Below are 19367 nucleotides of genomic sequence, written 5' to 3' on the forward strand. Positions count from 1 at the left end.
GGTTCGAGCGCAGCTGGCAGCAGCGGCAGCTTGGGCAGCTCGACCGGCGGCAACAGCGCGCTGGGCTCGAATGGCAGCACCTCGGGCAGCACCTCGGGCAGCACCACCGGCAGCAGCGCCGGCACCACCGCCGGCAGCAGCGGCAGCATGGGCGGCGCCAGCGCGCAATCGTCGGGTTCGTCCTCGGGCGGCGACCAGTCGCAATCGCAGGGCGGCATCAAGGGCGCCATGTCCAACATGTCGCCGGACAAGGCGCACGAGAAGATCGACCAGCTCGCACAAAGCGCACAGCCGCTGGTCGACCGCCTGGTCAGCACCGCACACGCCGGCGTCGATCGCCTGAGCGGCATGCTGAGCGGCGCATCGGAAAGCCTGGGCCAGCGCAAGGGCCAGCTGGGCGAGACCTACCAGAACTACTCGACCAAGAGCACCGAGTACGTCAAGACCAACCCGGGCACCGCCCTGCTGGTCGCCGCTGGTGTCGGCTTCCTGCTGGCCAAGCTGCTGAGCAGCAGCGACACCACCGAGCGTCGCGAATACCGCTACTATCGCGACTGATCGGCGCAAGCCATCCATGAAAAACCCCGGCGGGCGTGAGCCCAGCCGGGGTTTTTATTTGTTTGCTGCGCCCGTCAGATCAGGTCGCGCAGGGCCTGTACGGCACGTGTCGTGGCGGCGGCGTCCGGCGTCGGGAGATGAATCTCGAGCCACAGGACGCGTTGCGGCACCGGGGCGGGGTCGAGCGCCAGGATGTAGAACACTGGCTGGCCATCGGCGGCAGTCGCGTGGTATGTCACCTGGTGATAGCTGCCCGGCCCGGGAGCGAGCGGCGCCGATGGCACGACCAGCTTGAACGTCTCGCCGTTCGGGAGCGATGGCAGATCGCGCATCGACGCCAGGCCGCCGAGCCGGCCTGCGACCTGCTTCAACTGCGCTGCGATCGCTGCCGTGTCATGCGTGTCCCTCGGCTTGAACATCGCGGCGGCTTCGTCGAAGCGCTGCTCCTGCCAGGCACGGACGAAGCGCTTTTCGCTGTCGGGAGAGTGGCTATCGCTGGCTGCTGCGGGAAGCGACAGTGCAAGGAATGCGGCAAACAGGCAGGCACGGCGAAGGCTGGACTGCATTCTGTGGAACGCCCGATGTTTTGTCATGAGGGAAAAGAATACACGAACGCGCCTCGTCGACTTGCTCGCATTTTCATGCGGCAGAGGGAAAAGCGGCGTGCACTGTGGGCACGCCGCCGTTCAGCCGCATGTCAGGGCACGCTCACTTCACCGGATCGCTCACGCTTTCCTTCACCGGCGCCGCTGCCGGCTTGTGCCGCAGCCGTCCCATCTGGCGCTTCAGGAAGTGCTCGAAGTCGTCCACGTAGGTGAACACCGCCGGCACCACCAGCAGGCTCAGCAGCGTCGAGGTGATCAGGCCGCCGATCACCGCGATCGCCATCGGCGAGCGGAAGCTCGGGTCGCCCGACAGGCCCAGCGCCAGCGGCATCATGCCGGCGCCCATGGCGATGGTGGTCATCACGATCGGGCGCGAACGCTTGTGGCAGGCGTCGACCAGGGCATCGAAACGGTTCATGCCCGCTTCGCGCGCCAGGATCGCATAGTCCACCAGCAGGATCGAGTTCTTGGTCACGATCCCCATCAGCATGATCAGGCCGATCATGGTCGGCATCGACAGCGCGTTCTGCGTCAGCAGCAGGGCCACGAAGGCGCCGCCGATCGACAGCGGCAGCGCGGCCAGGATGGTCACCGGCTGCATGAAGTCGTTGAACAGCAGCACCAGCACGCCGTAGATGCACAGCACGCCGATCAGCATCGCGACCCCGAAACTGGCGAACAGCGCCTGCATTTCCTGGGCGTCGCCCAGTTCCGCGATCTGGACGCCCGGCGGCAGTTTCTGGAACACCGGCAGGGCGCGCGCCTCGGCGTTGACCTCGCCCAGCGAGCGGCCCTGCAGCTCCACGTCGAGCGTCACGTTGCGGGTGCGGTTCAGGCGGTTGATCTCGGCCGGGCCGCTTTCCACCGTGATGGTGGCGACGTTGGCCAGCAACACCGGGCCGCGCGAGCCGGGCACGGTCAGGCGGCCCAGCGCATCCAGGTCGGCGCGCACCGCGTCCGGCAGCTTGACGCGGATCGGCACCTGGCGTTCGTCCAGGTTCATCTTGGCCAGCGAAATGTCGTAGTCGCCGGCGGTGGCCACGCGCACCGTCTCGCCGATGGCGGCGGCGGTCACGCCCAGGTCGGCCGCGCGCGCGAAGTCCGGGCGCACGATGATCTCGGGGCGCACCAGCGAGGCGCTGGAACTGACGTTGCCGATGCCCTGCAGGGTGCGCAGTTCGCGCTCGGCCTGGCGCGCCGTCGCGGTCAGGAGCTCCGGATTTTCGCTGCGCAGCACCAGCTGCAGCTTGGTGCCGGTGTCGGGCGCGCCGACGTTGAAGCGCGCGCCCGGGATCTGCGCCATCCTGACGCGCAGCGCGCGCTCGATCTCGGATAATCCCACGTCGCGCTCGCCGCGGTCGACCGTGCTCACGGTCAGCACCGCGCGGCGCGCTTCCGCCGCCGCGCCGGGGGCGAAAGCGTCGCCGCTGGAACCGCCGCCGATCGAACTGAACACGCCCTTCACGCCGTCGACCTGCATCGCCGCCAGGCGCGCCTGCTCCGCGACCGCATGGGTTTCGGCCAGGGTCGAACCGGGCGGCAGTTCGACCGTCACCATGGTCTGCGAGCGATCGGCCGGCGGCACGAAGCCGGTCGGCAGCAGCGGCACCAGCGCGATCGAGCAGAGGAAGAACACGGCGGCGCCGATCGCGGTCGCCATGCGGTGGCGCAGGCACCACTGCATGGCCGTCATGTAGCGCCGCATCAGCGGGCCGTCCTTCTCTTCGCCGTGGTGCTTGGCCGGCTTGAGGATATAGGCCGCCATCATCGGCGTGAGCAGGCGCGCCACGACCAGCGAGGCCAGGATCGCGATCACCGCGGTCCAGCCGAACTGCTTGAAGAATTTACCGGGGATGCCGCCCATGAAGGCGGTCGGCAGGAACACCGCGACCAGGGCGAAGGTGGTGGCGATCACCGCCATGCCGATCTCGTCGGCCGCTTCCAGCGCCGCCTGCATCGGGGTTTTCCCCATGCGCAGGTGGCGCGAGATGTTCTCGATCTCGACGATCGCATCGTCCACCAGCACGCCGATGACGAGCGCCAGCGACAGCAGGGTCACCATGTTGAGCGTGTAGCCGAACAGGTACTGTCCGAGGAAGGCGGGGATGACCGACAGCGGCAGCGCGGCCGCGGCCACCAGGGTGGCGCGCCAGTCGCGCAGGAACCACCACACTACCAGCACCGCCAGCACCGCGCCTTCGTACAGCATTTCCATCGAGGCGTCGAAATTTTCCTGCACGGGCCCCGAGTTGTCGATCACCTCGCGCAGCACCACGTTCGGGTTTTCCTCCTGCAGCTGGGCCACCGCCGCGCGCGCGCCTTCGGCCACATCCACTTCGCCGGCGCCGCGGGTGCGGAAGACCTCGAAGCCGACCACCTTGTGGCCGTCCTGCAGGGCGATCGCACGCGGTTCGGCCACCGTGTCGGTGACGGTGGCGATCTGCTCGAGCTTGACGTGGCGGCCGTCCGGCAGCGGGATGTCCATCTGCGCCAGTTCCTGGGCCGACTGCACGGTGGCGATGGTGCGCACCGACTGTTCGGCGCCGCTGACGTCGCCGCGGCCGCCCGGCGCTTCGCGCTGGACGTTGCGCAGCTGGCGCGACACGTCCAGGGCCGACACCCGCAGCGCCGCCATGCGCTGGTCGTCGAGCTCCACCCGCACTTCGCGGGTAACGCCGCCCACGCGCTTGACCGCGCCCAGCCCGGGCACGCTCAGCAGGCGCTTGGCCACGTCGTTGTCGACGAACCAGCTCAGTTCCTGGTCGTCCATGGCGCTGCCGGCGGTCTTGCTGCGCTCGACGGTGAAGGTGGCGACCACGCGGCCGGCGGTGGCCGCCTTGGTCACGCTCGGCTCGCGCATCTCGGGCGGCAGGTCGGCGCGCACCCGCGCCACCGCGTCGCGCACGTCGTTGACCGCGTCGGACAAGTCCTTTTCGAGAATGAACTCGATGGTGATGGTGGCCACGCCGTCCAGCACCTTGGTATAGATGTTCTTGACGCCCTGCAGGGTGGCGACCGAATCCTCGATCTTGCGCGCCACCTCGGTCTCGAGCTGGGCCGGCGCGGCGCCTTCCAGCGTGGCGGCGACGGTCACGATCGGCAGTTCGATGTCCGGGAAATCCTGGATCTTGCTGGCCTTGAAGGCCAGCAGCCCTGCCACCGTGAGCAGGACGAACAGCATGATCGCCGGGATCGGGTTGCGGATCGATAGAGCGGAAAAGTTCATGAGGGTGCTCCGCTCAGCGCGCCGCGGTCTGGCGCTGCGCCGGGGCCGGCGCTGCCTTGGCCGGCGCTGCCGGCGAAGGGACGTTGCGCACCAGATCCCCATCGTTGAGGAAGCCGGCGCCGCTGATGACGATCGGGGTGCCGGCCGCCAGCCCGCCCACGATCTCGACCCGGTCGCCGAGGCGGCGGCCGGTGCTGACCTTCAGCTGGCTCACGCGGCTGTCCTGGTTCAGGCGAAACACGTAGCTGAAGCCGTCGCGCACCGCGAGCGCCTGCTGCGGCACGGTGAGGGCGCTGGTGGCGCCCAGTTCGAAGCGGCCGCTGGCGAACATGCCGGCCTTGAGCGGCGCATTGCTCGAGAGCGCAGGCGGCAGGTCGACGTAGACCAGCGCCAGGCGGGTCTGCGGGTCGACGGTCGGCGCCACGGCGCGCACCTTGCCGACGATCTCGCTGCCGCTGGCGGCGCGGACCGCCGCGCGCATGCCCGGCTTGATGCGGCCCAGGTCGTTCGAGGTGACTTCGGCGCGCCATTCGAGACGGCCCTGGCGGATCATGCGGAACAGCTCCGTGCCCGGGCCGGTGACGGCGCCGACGGTGGCGCTGCGCGCCGAGATGATGCCGCTGTCCGGCGCGACCACGGTGGCCTGGCGCAGGCGCAGTTCCTGCTGGGCCAGCGTGGCGCGGGTGGCGTTCACGCGCGCGGCGGCGGTGCGCTCGGCGGTCAGGAGCTGGGTGACCTGCTGTTCGCTCAGCGCGCCGGAGCTGCGCAGGGCGCGCGCCCGGTCAGCGTCCGCCTTGGCGGCGCTGGCGTTGGCCTGGGCTTCCTGCAGCGCGGCGCGCGCCTGGTCGACGTCGGCGCGCACGGTGTCGCTGGCGAATACCGCCAGGGTCTCGCCTTTCTTGACGACGTCCCCGACGTTCACCCGTACCTCACTCAGGCGCAGGCCGTTCGATTCGCTGCCGATCACGGCTTCCTGCCAGGCGGCGACGCTGCCGTTGGCGGTCAGGCCCACCGGCAGGGTGGTGGTGGCCGGCTGGCCGGTGGTGACGGTGAGCGCGGGCGTCGGCGCGGCCGGCTTCTCGTCCTTGGCGGTGGCGCGCTGCGGCACGGCCAGCGCGAGGGCAAAACAGAGCGTGGCGCCGGCAATGGCAAGCAGCGGAACGGGGATGGTCTGGGACAGGCGGCGGAGAGTCGGCATCTTCTTCAATCGGCTTTGGTTCAAGCTGTTAAGTGTAGCAAAAATGCAATGGCGCACGGGCTGATTTGTTATGTTGACGAGCTTACAAACATTTACCAAACGGCGCGGCAAGTCGCCCCGTGCGGGTATATAAAGGGGGAATGCGGCTCCTCACCCTCTTGTTTTGCCTGCTCCTGTCCATGGGAGGCACGGCCCGTGCGCAGCCTGCCGCCCCGATCGGGACCGGGCTGGCCGAGCATCTGCTGAACCGCACGGGCTATGGTCCGGCCCCCGGCGAGGTGGCGCGGGTGCGTGCGCTCGGCGTGCAGGCCTGGGTCGACAGCCAGCTGGATCCGCCGCCCATGCCGCCGCGGCTGGAGGAACGCCTGCGCGCGCTGCCCGGGCCCGAAGCGGCGCTGCTGCGCGCCATCGCCAGCCCGCGCCAGCTGGAGGCGGTGCTGGCGCAATTCTGGCTGGACTATTTCAAGGGGGACGAGAGCGCAGGCGAACTGCTGCGTCCGCAGGTGCTGCGCCGCTACGCCGACCTGCATGCGGCGCTCGGCCAGGGCCGGCCCGTCTCCGGCGAACGGGAGGCGCTGCGGGCATTGGTGCGGCATTTCGTCTCGCTTCCTTCCGCAGGGCTGCAAGGCTCGCTGTGGCGGGTGTGGGAGAGCACGCAAGGAGACCAGCGCGCGGTGCTGCGCCGGCTCCTGACCAGTCCTGAATTCCTGGCGTCGTCGCAGTGGCAGGGCAAGCGGAAGGATGGACTGCGCTTCGTGGCCTCGGCGGTCCGGGCCTCCGGCCTGGCGGTGGAGAACGTCACACCCCTGATGGCCTTCGTGCGCGATCCCTTGCCGGATGCGCGGCGCGCCGAATTCGTGGAGCGCCTGGCGACCGGCCGGCTGGCCCTGGCGATGGCGCCGGTTCAGCCGCACGAGTATGCGTCGTCGGCGCCGCCGCTGCGCGCCAATGTCGGCGGCGAGGCGGGGCAGGGGACGGTATCCCAGCCGGGGCCGGTGCTGATGGCGGCGCCGACGCCCTCGGCCGCCGCGATGGCGGCAGCGGCGGCGCGCAGCCAGCCGCTACTCCCCGAGCGCTTGCGGGAACGGCTGCACAAGCAGGATTTCCTGCGTTATTGATGAGAGCAACTGCAAAGAGGAAATGCAGATTGCGCAGCGCAACAAAAAGCCCGGAAAGTGTCTGATTCTGGAAACGCTTCCCGTCGAATTTTGATTACGTAATTCTACGGTATTGCACTGCACAATAAAGCGGAGTATATTGGGACTGTCTCCTCCAGTTTTCTCCGAAAATTGGATTATCGCCCGCTTACCGCAAGGTTCGCGGGCGTTTTTTTTTGCGCGCGAATAATTCAGTCCGTCGGGGCCACGTCCGCACCCTGGAAAGCCCCGGCGCGCCAGGTCAGCACCAGGGTATCGCGGTGCCCGTGCTCGCCCAGCGGCTGGATCGGCGTCGATTCGTGGATCACGGCGGCGTCGTCGAGCAGCAGCAGGGTCCACGGTTCCAGCATCGTGAATCGCTTGCCTGCCGGTCCGTCAGCCTCGAACACCCGGGTCTCGCCGCCCTTGATGCCGGTACGGCTGATCAGGATGACGGCGACGAAATCGACGCCGTCCCGGTGCGCGCCTTCCGGCGTCGGACGGCCGATGCCGTCGGCGGTATCGATGCGGAACTGGTGCGCTTCCACGTACCAGGTCTGGCGCCCGCGCACGCTGGAGCAGACGTCGCCCAGTGCCCGCAGCAGGCGGCTCCAGGCGGGGTTCGCGATGGTGGCGGTCTCGATCGGCGCGAACAGGCGGTGCATGCCGCCGTGCAGGGCGTTGTACTCGACCGGCTGCCAGTGCGGGCGGTGCGGCACCTGCACCAGGGCGTGGCCGGTGTCGTCGCTGTCGTCGATGAAGCAGGAATGGCGCCGCCGCCGGTAGCGGCCGCCGTCCTTGAGGTAGTTGTCGAGCTCGAGCCGGTCCCAGCTCGGCACCAGCGACTGCAGCTCGTCGAGCGAGCAGCCGGCCAGGCGCGCGACGTCTTGCGGACGCAGCAGGGCATAGCCCTCGCCGCGGATGGCTTCCGCCAGCTGCGACGGAGCGTTGTAGGGTAGTTCAGGTGTGGTCATCCGGGTAGCGTAGCAGGTTTCCCAGCTCCCGACATGACCACGGGCAATCACCAGTTCTTTGTGAGGCTCAGTCGGAAGGTGCGCGGCTCGATCGGATGGAAGTGGATGTCGTCCACGGCATCACGCTCGTTCGGCAGGCGCGAAGCGTAGTAGTAGTCGATCGCCGAATCGCGCCGGTTGGTGAGATTGAAGCCTTCCAGCTCGATGCGCATGTCCCTGCCGAGGCGGTAGCCCACGCGGCCGTTGAGCGTGAGGCTGGGGCGCGAGCGCACGCTGTCGTCCTCGATCAGCGGACGCGGGCCGAAGTAGCGCAGGCGCAGGGCGCCCGACCATGCACCCAGCCGGTCCACCGTCAGGCCGGCCTGGGCCACGCCTTCGACGGCGCCCGGAATCCGGCGGCCGGCGTCCCGATCGCCGTCCGGGTTGCCGCCGCGCGAGCGCGCCCGTGCGTAGGCCGCGTCGAAGTTCAAGGTCAGCCACTTGTTGGCGCGCACGCTGTTCGACAGTTCGACGCCGTAGCGGCGGCTCGGATCGCCCGCCTCGGTATTGCCGGCGTCGCCGATGTAGGTCAGCTCGGAATCGAAGTCGAGGCGGTACACCGACACCGTGGTTTCCGTCTTCGGGATCGCCACCGTGCGCAGGCCCAGCTCGACACCACGCGAGCGCACCAGGCCCGGGGTAGGGTCGACCGGATCGAGGGTCTTCGGATCGAGCCTTGCCACGGTGCCGCGCGCGTCATTGCTGTGGAAGCCGTGGCCATAATTGAAGTACAGCTCGGTATGCTGCCAGGGGCCATAAGCCACGCTCAGCGTGGGCGTGACCAGCTTGTCGCGGGCGCGGCCGGCGTTTTCAGGCCGATCGCCGTCGACGCGAAAAGCGTAGGCATTGGCGCGCACGCCCACCACGGTACGCAGGGCCGGGCTCCACATCGTCGCGTTTTCCAGGTAGACGGCGGCGCTGCCTTCACGAATGTGGTCTTCGCGCGTGGTCGCAATGCGCTGGCGCGCGCGGGTGTCGAGCAAAGCGTTGAAGATGTTGTCGTTCTGGAGCTGGAAGCCGACGGTCATGTCCGACGCCACCTCGCCCGCCTTGTAGGCATGCCAGGTGTGGCTGCCGTCCAGGCCCGTGGTCACGCGGCGGTCCGGCTGGGCGAACTGGTCGCCGTTCACCGGGTCGTTCATGAAGTACGTGAAGTTCGAATACAGCTCGCCCTTGTTGCGGATCGCATAGGCGCTCAGGCTGCTGGCCGTGTCCTGGGTGGTGCGGCGCCAGCTGCCGGACAAGCTGCTGCGCTCGGCCTTGCCGCCGTCGCTCAGGTCGATGGTGTCGAAACGTCCCAGTTGGCCGCTGGCGACGGCGCGCAGCGGGATCTGGTCGGTGGCGTTCCAGTGGCCGCGGTAGTGCATCGCGGTGACGGTCCAGCCGTTGTTGGCATAGCCGCGGCTGTAGCGCAGCACCGCGTTGATCTTGCGGTAGCCGTCCGGTCGCGTCCAGGGACCGTCGTTCTTCATCAGTTCCAGCGCGTACAGCAGGTTGCCGCCGGCCAGTTCGGGCGAGGCGGCCAGCACCGTGCGCGCGTACGCGTCCTGGCCGACCGTGACGGCGGCCAGCGGCGAGACCAGCCGGTTGGCGTAGGCGATCGAGACCTTGCCGGCCGAGGCGAAGTCGCCGTCCGTGGCCGAGTAGGGGCCCTTGCGGTAATCGAGCCGGGTGACGATTTCCGGGATCAGGAAGTTCAGGTCGGTCCAGCCCTGGCCGTGCGCGTGGCTGCGCTGGTTGACCGGCATGCCGTCCACCCAGGTGGCCAGGTCGGTGCCGTGGTCCAGGTTGAAGCCGCGCAGGTAGAACTGGTTGGCCTTGCCTTCACCGCTGTGCTGGCTGGCGATCAGGCCGGGCGTGGCTTCCAGCAGCTCGCCGGGACGGTACACGGTGCGGTTGCCGAGTTCCTTGGCGCCGACGGTGCCGGAACTGGCCGAATCGGTCATGCCGATCTGGCTGGTGCGCGAGCCTTCGACGAGGACGCGCTGCAGGACGAAGTCGTCGGCCAGGACCGGGACATGGAGGAACAATGCGGCGATGGCGCCGGCAAGCGCAGTACGGTTGGAACGAAGCATCAGGGTTGTTTCTCTTGCGTTGGCTGCTCGACGGCAGCCTGGGTGAAAGTGAGCGAGCGGATCGCGCCCGCGTTGTTGAGGTTGACGGTATTGACCTGGTCGGGCAGGAAGTCCATCAGCACGCCCTGGTGGATCGCGGCGGTCTTCGACAGCGGCGCGTTCTCCAGTTCCTGGTAGATGACCACGCTTTGCGAGTCCACCGTCATGCCGATCCAGCGCACCGGCAGGCGCGCCTTGTCCTGGCCCTTGAGGAAGAAGCGCTCCTCGACGTACTTGCGCAGCACGACCTGGTCTTCCGGATCGCCCAGGTCGAACTGGCGCCCGTACATGTTCATCAGGAGCGCGTCGATGTCGTGCGCCATGTAGGTATGGACGATCTCCGTGCTGCCGGTGCGCGGATTGAACGCGACCTCGGTGATCCCCATGTGGAAGCGGTGCGCGCCCGCCGCCGCGCTGAGAAACAGCAGGGCGGCGGCGAACAGCGCCTTGTAGGCGTGCTTCAGGCGGAACATCATTACTGGGCTTTCTGCGCGGGCTCAAGCGCCTTGGCCGGCGCCAGCTTGGTGTTGAAGTCGCGCATCAGGTTGCCCGTCGCGGGATCACGCTCGGTCTTGAACAGCTCCAGGCGCGACGGCGTCGCTTTCGCCGGCCAGGCGTTGTTGCTCACGTCGATGTCGGCGGTCTCCCAGTACGGGTCCTGCACCAGGCCCACGATCGGCTCGTCGGTGATGAACAGCTTGGTGATCTTCCTGGGCGAGTAGCGCCATACTTCGGCCGGAATGCGCTCGATGTATTTCTTGCCGCTCTGGGTCGTGATCTCCACGATCAGCGGCATCACCAGGCCACCCTTGTTCGAGAAGTCCACCAGGTACAGGTGCTTGCCTTCCTTGAGCAGGGCCTTTTCCCAGTCTTCCAGACCGGCCATGGTCTCGTTGAACCGGTTGCGGTCCTTGTTGGTGACGGTGAAGTCGTCGTTCTCGTTGTAGAAGTCCTTCAGTTCCGGGAAGCGCTCGACGCGGCGTTCCATGCCCTTGTTGCGCTGGTCTGTGATCGAGATCGGCTCGGCCTGCTTGCGCGCACGCGCCCAGGCTTTTTCGATTTCCGGGTCCTTGCTGCTGACGGTGTACTCGGTGATGCCGTCCACGCTGATGTCGACCGCGTCGGTGGTGTAGAACCAGCCGCGCCAGAACCAGTCCAAGTCGGTGCCGGAGGCATCTTCTATCGTGCGGAAGAAGTCGGCCGGGGTCGGGCGCTTGAACTTCCAGCGCTCGGAGAATTCCTTGAAGGCGAAGTCGAACAATTCGCGGCCGAGGATGGTCTCGCGCAGGATGTTCAGCGCGGCGGCCGGCTTGGCGTAGGCGTTGTTGCCGCGCTGGATGGTCGATTCGGCATTGGTCATGATCGGCACCTGGTTGGTGCTGCGCATGTAGTCGACGATGTTGCGGGCTTCGCCGCGGCGCGAGGGGTAGTTGTCTTCCCAGGCTTCCTCGGCCAGGAACTGCAGGAAGCTGTTCATGCCCTCGTCCATCCAGGTCCACTGGCGCTCGTCCGAATTGACGATCATCGGGAAGTAGTTGTGGCCCACTTCATGGATGATCACGCTGATCAGGCCATACTTGGTGCTCTTCGCATAGGTCAGCTCGCCGGTCTTCTTGTCCTTGACCGGGCGTCCGCCGTTGAACGAGATCATCGGGTATTCCATGCCGCCGATCGAGCCGTTCACCGAGATCGCGGTCGGGTAGGGATAGTCGAAGGAGTATTTGTTGTACTGCTCGATGGTGTGGATCACGGCGGCCGTCGAATAGCGTTCCCACAGCGGGTTGCCTTCCTTCGGGTAGTAGGACATGGCCAGCACGTCCTTGTTGCCGCTCTTGATGCCCTGGGCGTCCCAGATGAACTTGCGGCTCGACGCGAACGCGAAGTCGCGCACGTCCTTCGCCTTGAAGTGCCAGGTCTTGGTCGCCTTCGAGCGGCCCTTCTCGGCGGCTTCCGCTTCCGCCTCGCTAATGATGACGACCGGCTTCTTCGCGCTGCGGGCCTGCTCCAGGCGCTGACGCTGGACGGAGGTCAAGACCGCGTTCGCGTTCTGCAGTTCGCCCGTGGACGCCACCACGTGGTCGGCCGGCACGGTCAGTTGCACGTCGTAGTCGCCGAACTCCAGGGTGAATTCGCCGTCGCCCATGTACTGCTTGTTCTGCCAGCCCTTGACGTCGTAGTAGGCCGCCATGCGCGGGAACCACTGGGCGATCAGGTAGATGTCGTTGCCGTCCTTGAATTTTTCAAAGCCGGTGCGGCGGCCGACGACGTTCGCTTCGGGGATGTTGAAGGTCCAGGCCAGGTTGAAGGACACGCGCGCGCCCGGCTTGAGCGGTTGCGCCAGGTCGATCCGCATCATGGTCTTGTTGACCGTGTGACGCAGGGCGCGGCCATCAACGCCGGTCACGCTGGCGACCTGGATGCCGCCTTCGAAGCTGCGCTGTTCGAGAATCGACTTCAGGGTGTCGAACTTGACGCCGTCGTTGCCGCGCGCCTGCCAAGCGTCGCGCGAGGGCAAAGTGGCGATGCGGCGGTTGTCCGAATCGGCGCGGAACATGTTCTGGTCCAGCTGCACCCACAGGTAGGACAGCGTGTCCGGCGAATTGTTGTAATAGGTGACCGTGCCGGAACCTAGGACGGCGCGCTTGTCCTCGTCGAGGGTGGCGCGCACGCGGTAGTCGGCGCGCTGCTGCCAGTAGCGGTGGCCCGGGGCGCCGGATGCGGTGCGGGTCTCGGTGGCGGTCGGCAGCAGCTCGTCGAGCTGGCGGAACTTGTCGTCGAAGGCCGGGGCGGCGTGGGCGGCGGTGGCCAGGAACAGGGTGGCAATGCTTGCCTGGAGTTGCTTCATTTTCATGCGTGATTGAATATTAAGGCGGATGCTCAATAAAGAAACGGCAGGGCGCGCAGCCCTGCCGGTGATGACGGGTCGACGGCCTGTTACTCGGCCTTCGGCGCCTCCTGGCCTGCCGCCTTCGGCGGGGCCAGCTTGGTGTTGAAGTCGCGCATCAGGTTGTTGGCCGGATCACGCTCGGTCTTGAACAGCTCCAGGCGCGACGGCGTCGCTTTCGCCGGCCAGGCGTTGTTGCTCACGTCGATGTCGGCGGTCTCCCAGTACGGGTCTTGCACCAGGCCCACGATAGGCTCGTCGGTGATGAACAGCTTGGTGATCTTCTTCGGCGAGTAGCGCCACACTTCGGCCGGAATGCGCTCGATGTATTTCTTGCCGCTCTGGGTCGTGATCTCCACGATCAGCGGCATCACCAGGCCACCCTTGTTCGAGAAGTCCACCAGGTACAGGTGCTTGCCTTCCTTGAGCAGGGCCTTTTCCCAGTCCTCCAGACCGGCCATGGTTTCGTTGAACCGGTTGCGGTCCTTGTTGGTGACGGTGAAGTCGTCGTTCTCGTTGTAGAAGTCCTTCAGTTCCGGGAAGCGCTCGACGCGGCGTTCCATGCCCTTGTTGCGCTGGTCGGTGATCGAGATAGGCTCGGCCTGCTTGCGGGCACGTGCCCAGGCCTTCTCGATTTCCGGGTCCTTGGTGCTGACGGTGTACTCGGTGATGCCATCCACGCTGATGTCGACCGCGTCGGTGGTGTAGAACCAGCCGCGCCAGAACCAGTCCAGGTCCGTGCCGGAGGCATCTTCCATCGTGCGGAAGAAGTCGGCCGGGGTCGGGCGCTTGAACTTCCAGCGCTCGGCGTATTCCTTGAAGGCGAAGTCGAACAATTCGCGGCCGAGGATGGTCTCGCGCAGGATGTTCAGTGCGGCGGCCGGCTTGGCATAGGCGTTGTTGCCGAACTGGAGGATCGACTCCGAGTTGGTCATGATCGGCACCTGGTTCTGGGAGCGCATGTAGGGCACGATCGTGCGCGGATGGCCGCGCATTTCATCCCAGTCTTCTTCCCAGGCTTCCTGGGCCAGCGACTGCACGAAGGAGTTGATGCCCTCGTCCATCCAGGTCCACTGGCGCTCGTCCGAGTTGACGATCATCGGGAAGTAGTTGTGGCCGACTTCGTGGATGATCACGCCGATCAGGCCGTACTTGGTGCGCTTCGAATAGGTCAGCTCGCCGGTCTTCTTGTCCTTGACCGGGCGCGGGCCGTTGAAGGTGATCATCGGGTATTCCATGCCGCCCACCGGGCCGTTCACGGAAATCGACACCGGGTAGGGATAGTCGAAGGAATATTTGTTGTACTGCTCGATGGTGTGGATGATCGCGTGGGTCGAGTAGCGCTCCCACAGCGGGTTGCCTTCCTTCGGGTAGTAGGACATGGCCATCACGTCGGTATTGCCCGACTTGATGCCCTGGGCGTCCCAGATGAACTTGCGGCTCGACGCAAAGGCGAAGTCGCGCACGTTCCTGGCCTTGAAGTGCCAGGTCTTGGTGGTGGTCGCGCGGCCCTTTTCGGCGGCTTCGGCTTCGGCCTGGGTCACGATGATGACCGGCTTCTTGGCGGTCTTGGCCTGTTGCAGGCGCTGGCGCTGGGTGGCGGTGAGCACCTCGTTCGGGTTCTGCAGTTCGCCGGTGGAGGCCACGATGTGGTCGGCCGGCACGGTGATCTTCACGTCGTAGTCGCCGAATTCCAGCGTGAACTCGCCCGAACCCAGGAACTGCTTGTGCTGCCAGCCGTAGACGTCGTAGTAGGCCGCCATGCGCGGGAACCACAGGGCGATCTCGTACAGGTCGTTGCCGTCGTCGAACTTCTCGTAGCCCGAACGGCCGCCGAGCACCCTTTGCTCGTTGATGTTGTAGTTCCAGTCGAGGCTGAAGGACACGCGCGAACCCGGCTTCAGGGCCTGCGGCAGGTCGATGCGCATCATGGTGCCGTTGATGGTGTACTTGAGCGGACGGCCGCCGCTGTCGCGCACGTTGGCGAGCTTGAAGCCGCCGTCGAAATCGCGCGCGGTGAGCAGGGTGCGCAGGGCGTCGAACTTCACGCCGTCGTTGCCGCGCGCCTGCCAGGCGTCGCGCGAGGGCAGGGTGGCGGTGCTGCGGGCGGCCGAATCCGGTTTGTAGATGTTCTCGTCCAGCTGCAGCCAGAGGTACTTGAGGGTGTCAGGGGAATTGTTGTGGTACGTGATGGTGCCCGAACCGGTGAGCGAACGCTTGTTCTCGTCGAGCGTGGCGCGCATCGTGTAGTCGGCGCGCTGCTGCCAATAGGCGTGGCCCGGCGCGCCCGAGGCGGTGCGCACGGCGCCCGGCGTCGGCAGCAGTTCGTCGAGCTGGCGGAATTTGTCGTCGAACGGTGGTGCTGCGAAAACCGTGGCACTGAGGCACAGCGCGGCTAGTCCGATGGGCAGACGTATCATATTTCCCCTGGAATTATCATTGGTATAGGAAAAACTATTCTAGCTTTACCAATTATCAATTGCTCAGAGGATTTGTAAAAAAGCTGATACATGATGCATATGTGTCCCCGCCCAGCCCGGAACTGTGTCTTATTCGTGCGGATCGAATCCGCGTACGGGAAAATCGTCGCCGCGCTGGATCCAGTTACGCGGGGAGTAAACAGACCGCGCATCGGTGGCATGCAGGGTGAATGCGTGGCGCGAGACCGGCGAACGGTTCGGGGCGCTGTAGTGGGGCAGCAGGCCGTGGAAGCAGACCAGGGTGCCGGCCTTCGCCTCGAGAGGGACCGCGGTGCTGTCATCCGGCCAGGGCGTGCTATCCAGCTTTTCCATCGTGATCGTGTCGCCGTCGCGCAGGAAGCGCTCGCGCAGCGGGCCACGGTGGCCGCCCGGTTCGGCCCACAGGCAGCCGTTGTCCCTTGTCGCGTCTTCGAGCGCGAACCAGAAGGTGGTCACGGTGATCGGGTCGCTGTCGAAGAAGGTGGCGTCCTGGTGCCAGCGCACCTCGCCGCCGATGCCGGGCTGCTTGAAGATGTACATCGATTGCCAGACCTGCGGTCGTTCCAGGCCGAGGTCGCGCGCGACGGCGGCCAGCTTCGGGTCGCGCGTGAAGGCGTCGAACACCGGGTCGAGGTCGTGCATGGCGTGGCCGATCTTGTTGATCGAGAGCGCCTTGGCCTGGCGCAGCCGGCCGTCAGGGCCGAAGGCCTCTTCTTCGAAGAAGCAGCGCACCGTGTTGTCCGAGCCGAGGAACCAGGCGTCGCTGGCGCGCTCCTGGTCCTTGGTGGTGAAGATGGCGCGCGAGTTGAGCTGAAACTCGGCCGGGTCGAAGGCCTCGACGATGTCCTCGGCGCGGCGGCGCAGGGCGGCGATCTCATCGAGGCTCTTGAAATCGGGGATGACGAGGAAGCCGTCGCGTTTGTACTGGTCGCGCTGTTCTGGTGTCAGCATGGTGAAAGATTCGGACAAAGCGTCATTGTAGCGCTCCGTATGTCCTGGTCACCCACCAGATTATCAGTCAGATGGAAGAGTTGTCAGCGGGGGCGGTCGCGTCCCCTTAACACCAGTGCCGTAGGAAACGCTGTGGCGGTGAAGACGCCAGCGAATGTCCACTGGGGCAACGTGTCTGGCAGTGCCCCGGTACTGTGCCGCTTAGCGTGCGCCTTCGCGTTATCTGCGCTGCTGCAGCTTTTCCCAAGCATCGGGGTCGCACTGCTTGCAGATAGCAGTCGATGAATGCCCGTGCTGCACCCGGAACAGCTTTTCCAAAAGGTCTAGGGTTTGCTGCTGCGTAGTGTTCGATGACTCGGCAGCGAACGCCGAAGCATGATCGCGAATGAACATCATCATGCTTGGGAAATCAGGCAAGAACACCTCGAACACTCGGTCCCCGTTCGGGCATACGTGGGCGTAGTAAGACTGGTCGCTTGAATGGTCGAATATCTCGATATGTCCTGCATGTTCATGCCCGAACGTGGCCGCAGGGGTGCTGGAGTAGCCGATACGCTTCTGATATACGCCGCTGTCTTCGTCCTCTTGCCATTCAGGCAGGGGCGCCCCATCGGATCAACTACCCCGGTTGTATGTAAAGCCGCTCATTCTGGACTCCTGGAGTTGTTGTAGTTGCTGGCGCTTGCAGTATCCGAGCTTGCTAAATCTGCATTGGCAACAGCTACCGCTTACTCTAGCTTATGACGGCTAAAAGGAGGCATCTTTTGCTGCGATTCACCTAGCTGCGACGGCCCCGAAGCACCAACACCAGTGCAGTGAGGACTGTCGAGCCGATAAACGACCCAACAATGAGGCCATACGCTATGTCGAGATTCATGCTTGGAGCGAGAATGATGATCGAAGCCCAGACAAGTACAGCTATCAACAAGGCAGTTACGAGTGAAATGAATGTGGTCTTCATCCGAAGCGCTCCGCAATAGGACAATTGAAATACTGTCCAGCTTTACTACCGCCTGCCCGCACTACTTCTTCTGCAAAGGAAGTGCAGTTGTGAACCACTGCACCCCAGAACCAGGGCTTATCGATGAGTTCATGCAACTTATCATGCGCCCCCTTAGGGTTGGGTAGCTTGATATCCCAGCGGCGAATCTCGCGCTTGCCGTTCTCATTCAAGTACCGCATGTAGTGACTCTCGGGGATGAACTTGGGCAATTTGTATGGGCCTGCGATATGGACATACCAACTCCAGCTTTTGCCAACGTGTAACAGCGTGTGGCCGCATGGGTTGACCTTATGGCCCGACACAATAACTGCACATACGTGCTGGAAGTCGCGTTCTTCAAGCGGGCTGACAAACATTGGTGCGCCTTCGTAAGGGTTGGACATAGCGCACTCCGGTTAGCAGACCTTATGGGCCGAACAATCCCAGCCGCCCGAAGTGTTACCCTGCGCGCCCCCACGGATGCTCTGGCGTATATAGTTCCATTTGATTTTCGCGTATGAAAGCTGGACCCGCTCCGTGATGATCCCGGCCTCGCCGCTATCCGGAGTGATGCTAGCAATGAGCAGATTTTCTAGCTCGATCCTGAAGTAAGGGATAGGGTTCCCGTTGCTGTCGGCCCGAAGAAACTGGAAAACTGCCTTGCTGAGAGTCTTACCTACGGCGCAGGTTTGCAACAGAACAGGGGAAGACAGGTCAGCCAGCTTACTGAAGCTGATAGGGTATAAGTCTGCCCTTCCGGTAGTGTGCCCGCCTGACGTCGATACAACGTCGCCCCTAGGCTGGTGGACTGCGTACGTGACGTTGCTGACCTCGATCCAGTCTTTGTGCTTCTGGTCCGTCGATTCGCCCTTGATGCTGTCAATCTGCAAGTATGCGTCATTCGCCATTGGTGCCCCCGTTGTACGTTGAGCGGGGATTCTTGCCCGGCTAGAGAGTGGCAAGCTTGGCAAGAGTCAGGAAGGCAAGCGAGGAAGATCAACTGGCAGGAGTTTAGGCTGAAAGTCTGCGTTAGGTTACCGCTTGAGTAAAATGGAGGGCGCGTAGCCCTACCTTCCCTCCGGAATTTTTATGGCTATGTTTTTAGTATAAAATTTTTCTAATTATCATCTTAGAAAACACATCCTATTCTTTTAAGAATCTGTTGTTGAGTTAAGATAATCTAGTAACGGATTGGGTAAATAATAGAGCTGAACATGAAAAAATTTTGGGGCACAGCGAAGGTGGTTTTTGGGCGGTTCCTGCTAACAGCGATACTGATCGCGCCAATTGCCGTCTATGTGAGCAAATTCGGCTTCACAATTAGTAGTGATCATGGCCGGTGGAGTGAGATGGGTTCCGCAATGTCAGGTATTTATGGTTCAATTCTGGCTTGGTTGGCCTTTGGGGTATTGATCTTACAGGCGCGAATGCAGAACGAATCTAACAAGCACATGAGTGATCAGTCGTATGTGCAAAATGCACGGGAGGACGTGGATTTCTATTTGGGACGTCTTGAGGAAATTTTGGATAAGCCTAATTTCAATGGCCAAACGCCACGCCACGTCCTGAACACGGAATTCGCATTTGCGGATATTGAGCAGCTTTCGGGAAATAATCTAAAGCAATTAGCGAATTCACTCAATTTGCACCAGCCTCATTTGCAGTCGATTTGGTCTGCTCTTTATTCAATATTTGAGGGGCTGCGCTGCAATGAAGAGGAGCCGTATGCGTTGCAATTCTCATCTGCGAAACAAAAATCGTATGTAATCTTGTCATATGTGACATGTGTCGCACTTGATAATTACATTCACTGTGCTTCAGAAGGGCGGTTGCGATATCACTACAACTTCAGCAGAATCCTATCTGCTCCCTAGGCTTCGGGCAGGTGCTCAAAAAACTTTGAGCACGTTTCATCAGGTTGATGGATCGGGCTACAAGCCCTGCTATTTTCTTCTAAATCGCTTCATATCTGCGTTGTAGGAACTTGTTTTACGAATGGCGAGAAAGGTTGCTACTGTAGTCATAGCCATCAGCATCGTCCTGAACTCGAAACCATTGCACTACACCCATATAAACTCCGGAACCGCGAACAGTCACAGCACTGGCGCGGCAATGGCGACCGCGACTATCAGCCGGAAGCGGCCGAGTGACTGTGATATGAACGCAGCACCGCTCGGTTGCTCGGTTTTATGCTGGCCGAAATCGAGACCGGCACGCCGTCTCTCCTGATTGTTGTCGAGT

General features: G+C 64.0%; 15 protein-coding genes. 3 read left to right on the forward strand and 12 right to left on the reverse strand.

Translation table 11 applies throughout. From position 1 onward, the window contains the following. The coding region (locus ACK4S9_RS21040) for a YqjD family protein (RefSeq protein ID WP_409729540.1) at nucleotides 1-558 on the forward strand (558 nt) is incomplete at its 5' end. Nucleotides 559-632: 74 nt separating this feature from the next. Here the strand turns inward: ACK4S9_RS21040 and ACK4S9_RS21045 are convergent. From ACK4S9_RS21045 to ACK4S9_RS21055, 3 genes are all read right to left on the reverse strand, one after another. Further along, nucleotides 633-1124, reverse strand: a complete 492-nt coding sequence (locus ACK4S9_RS21045; RefSeq protein ID WP_409729542.1) for a hypothetical protein — start codon at nucleotides 1122-1124, stop codon at nucleotides 633-635. A 142-nt stretch (nucleotides 1125-1266) separates the two neighbouring features. Next, on the reverse strand, nucleotides 1267-4389 hold the full coding sequence (locus ACK4S9_RS21050; RefSeq protein ID WP_409729543.1) for an efflux RND transporter permease subunit: 3123 nt from the start codon (nucleotides 4387-4389) through the stop codon (nucleotides 1267-1269). 13 nt (nucleotides 4390-4402) lie between these two features. Beyond that, a complete protein-coding gene (locus ACK4S9_RS21055) occupies nucleotides 4403-5587 on the reverse strand; it encodes an efflux RND transporter periplasmic adaptor subunit (protein ID WP_409729545.1) in 1185 nt (394 codons plus the stop codon). Between the two features lie 140 nt (nucleotides 5588-5727). Between ACK4S9_RS21055 and ACK4S9_RS21060 the strand changes: the two genes are divergently transcribed. Then, entirely contained in the window at nucleotides 5728-6705 is a 978-nt protein-coding gene (locus ACK4S9_RS21060; protein WP_409729547.1) for a DUF1800 family protein, read from the forward strand. A 230-nt stretch (nucleotides 6706-6935) separates the two neighbouring features. Here ACK4S9_RS21060 and ACK4S9_RS21065 read toward each other — a convergent pair whose 3' ends face one another. From ACK4S9_RS21065 to ACK4S9_RS21105, 9 genes are all read right to left on the reverse strand, one after another. Then, on the reverse strand, nucleotides 6936-7697 hold the full coding sequence (locus ACK4S9_RS21065) for a 2OG-Fe dioxygenase family protein (protein ID WP_409729549.1): 762 nt from the start codon (nucleotides 7695-7697) through the stop codon (nucleotides 6936-6938). Nucleotides 7698-7744: 47 nt separating this feature from the next. Further along, nucleotides 7745-9811, reverse strand: coding sequence for a TonB-dependent receptor (locus tag ACK4S9_RS21070; protein ID WP_409729551.1), 2067 nt, complete (start codon nucleotides 9809-9811; stop codon nucleotides 7745-7747). After that, a complete protein-coding gene (locus ACK4S9_RS21075; RefSeq protein ID WP_409729553.1) occupies nucleotides 9811-10326 on the reverse strand; it encodes a DUF6702 family protein in 516 nt (171 codons plus the stop codon). Before ACK4S9_RS21075 ends, ACK4S9_RS21070 begins: the two co-directional genes overlap by 1 nt. Then, complete coding sequence (locus tag ACK4S9_RS21080) at nucleotides 10326-12701, reverse strand: M1 family metallopeptidase (RefSeq protein ID WP_409729555.1); 2376 nt, start codon at nucleotides 12699-12701, stop codon at nucleotides 10326-10328. The genes ACK4S9_RS21075 and ACK4S9_RS21080 overlap by 1 nt, the downstream gene beginning before the upstream one ends. Before the next feature lie 83 nt (nucleotides 12702-12784). Next, a complete protein-coding gene (locus ACK4S9_RS21085; protein WP_409729557.1) occupies nucleotides 12785-15154 on the reverse strand; it encodes a M1 family metallopeptidase in 2370 nt (789 codons plus the stop codon). Nucleotides 15155-15283: 129 nt separating this feature from the next. Next, nucleotides 15284-16144, reverse strand: a complete 861-nt coding sequence (locus ACK4S9_RS21090; protein ID WP_409729559.1) for a phytanoyl-CoA dioxygenase family protein — start codon at nucleotides 16142-16144, stop codon at nucleotides 15284-15286. A gap of 219 nt (nucleotides 16145-16363) precedes the next feature. Further along, nucleotides 16364-16576, reverse strand: coding sequence for a hypothetical protein (locus tag ACK4S9_RS21095; RefSeq protein WP_409729561.1), 213 nt, complete (start codon nucleotides 16574-16576; stop codon nucleotides 16364-16366). A 525-nt stretch (nucleotides 16577-17101) separates the two neighbouring features. After that, nucleotides 17102-17530, reverse strand: coding sequence for a hypothetical protein (locus ACK4S9_RS21100; RefSeq protein WP_409729563.1), 429 nt, complete (start codon nucleotides 17528-17530; stop codon nucleotides 17102-17104). Nucleotides 17531-17542: 12 nt separating this feature from the next. Continuing rightward, complete coding sequence (locus ACK4S9_RS21105) at nucleotides 17543-18034, reverse strand: Hcp family type VI secretion system effector (RefSeq protein ID WP_409729565.1); 492 nt, start codon at nucleotides 18032-18034, stop codon at nucleotides 17543-17545. 306 nt (nucleotides 18035-18340) lie between these two features. Here ACK4S9_RS21105 and ACK4S9_RS21110 point away from each other — a divergent pair, with 306 nt between their 5' ends. Further along, a complete protein-coding gene (locus ACK4S9_RS21110; RefSeq protein ID WP_409729567.1) occupies nucleotides 18341-19000 on the forward strand; it encodes a hypothetical protein in 660 nt (219 codons plus the stop codon). Nucleotides 19001-19367: the final 367 nt, after the last annotated feature.

This window comes from Massilia sp. (assembly GCF_046293535.1).
Taxonomy (GTDB): domain Bacteria; phylum Pseudomonadota; class Gammaproteobacteria; order Burkholderiales; family Burkholderiaceae_D; genus Telluria.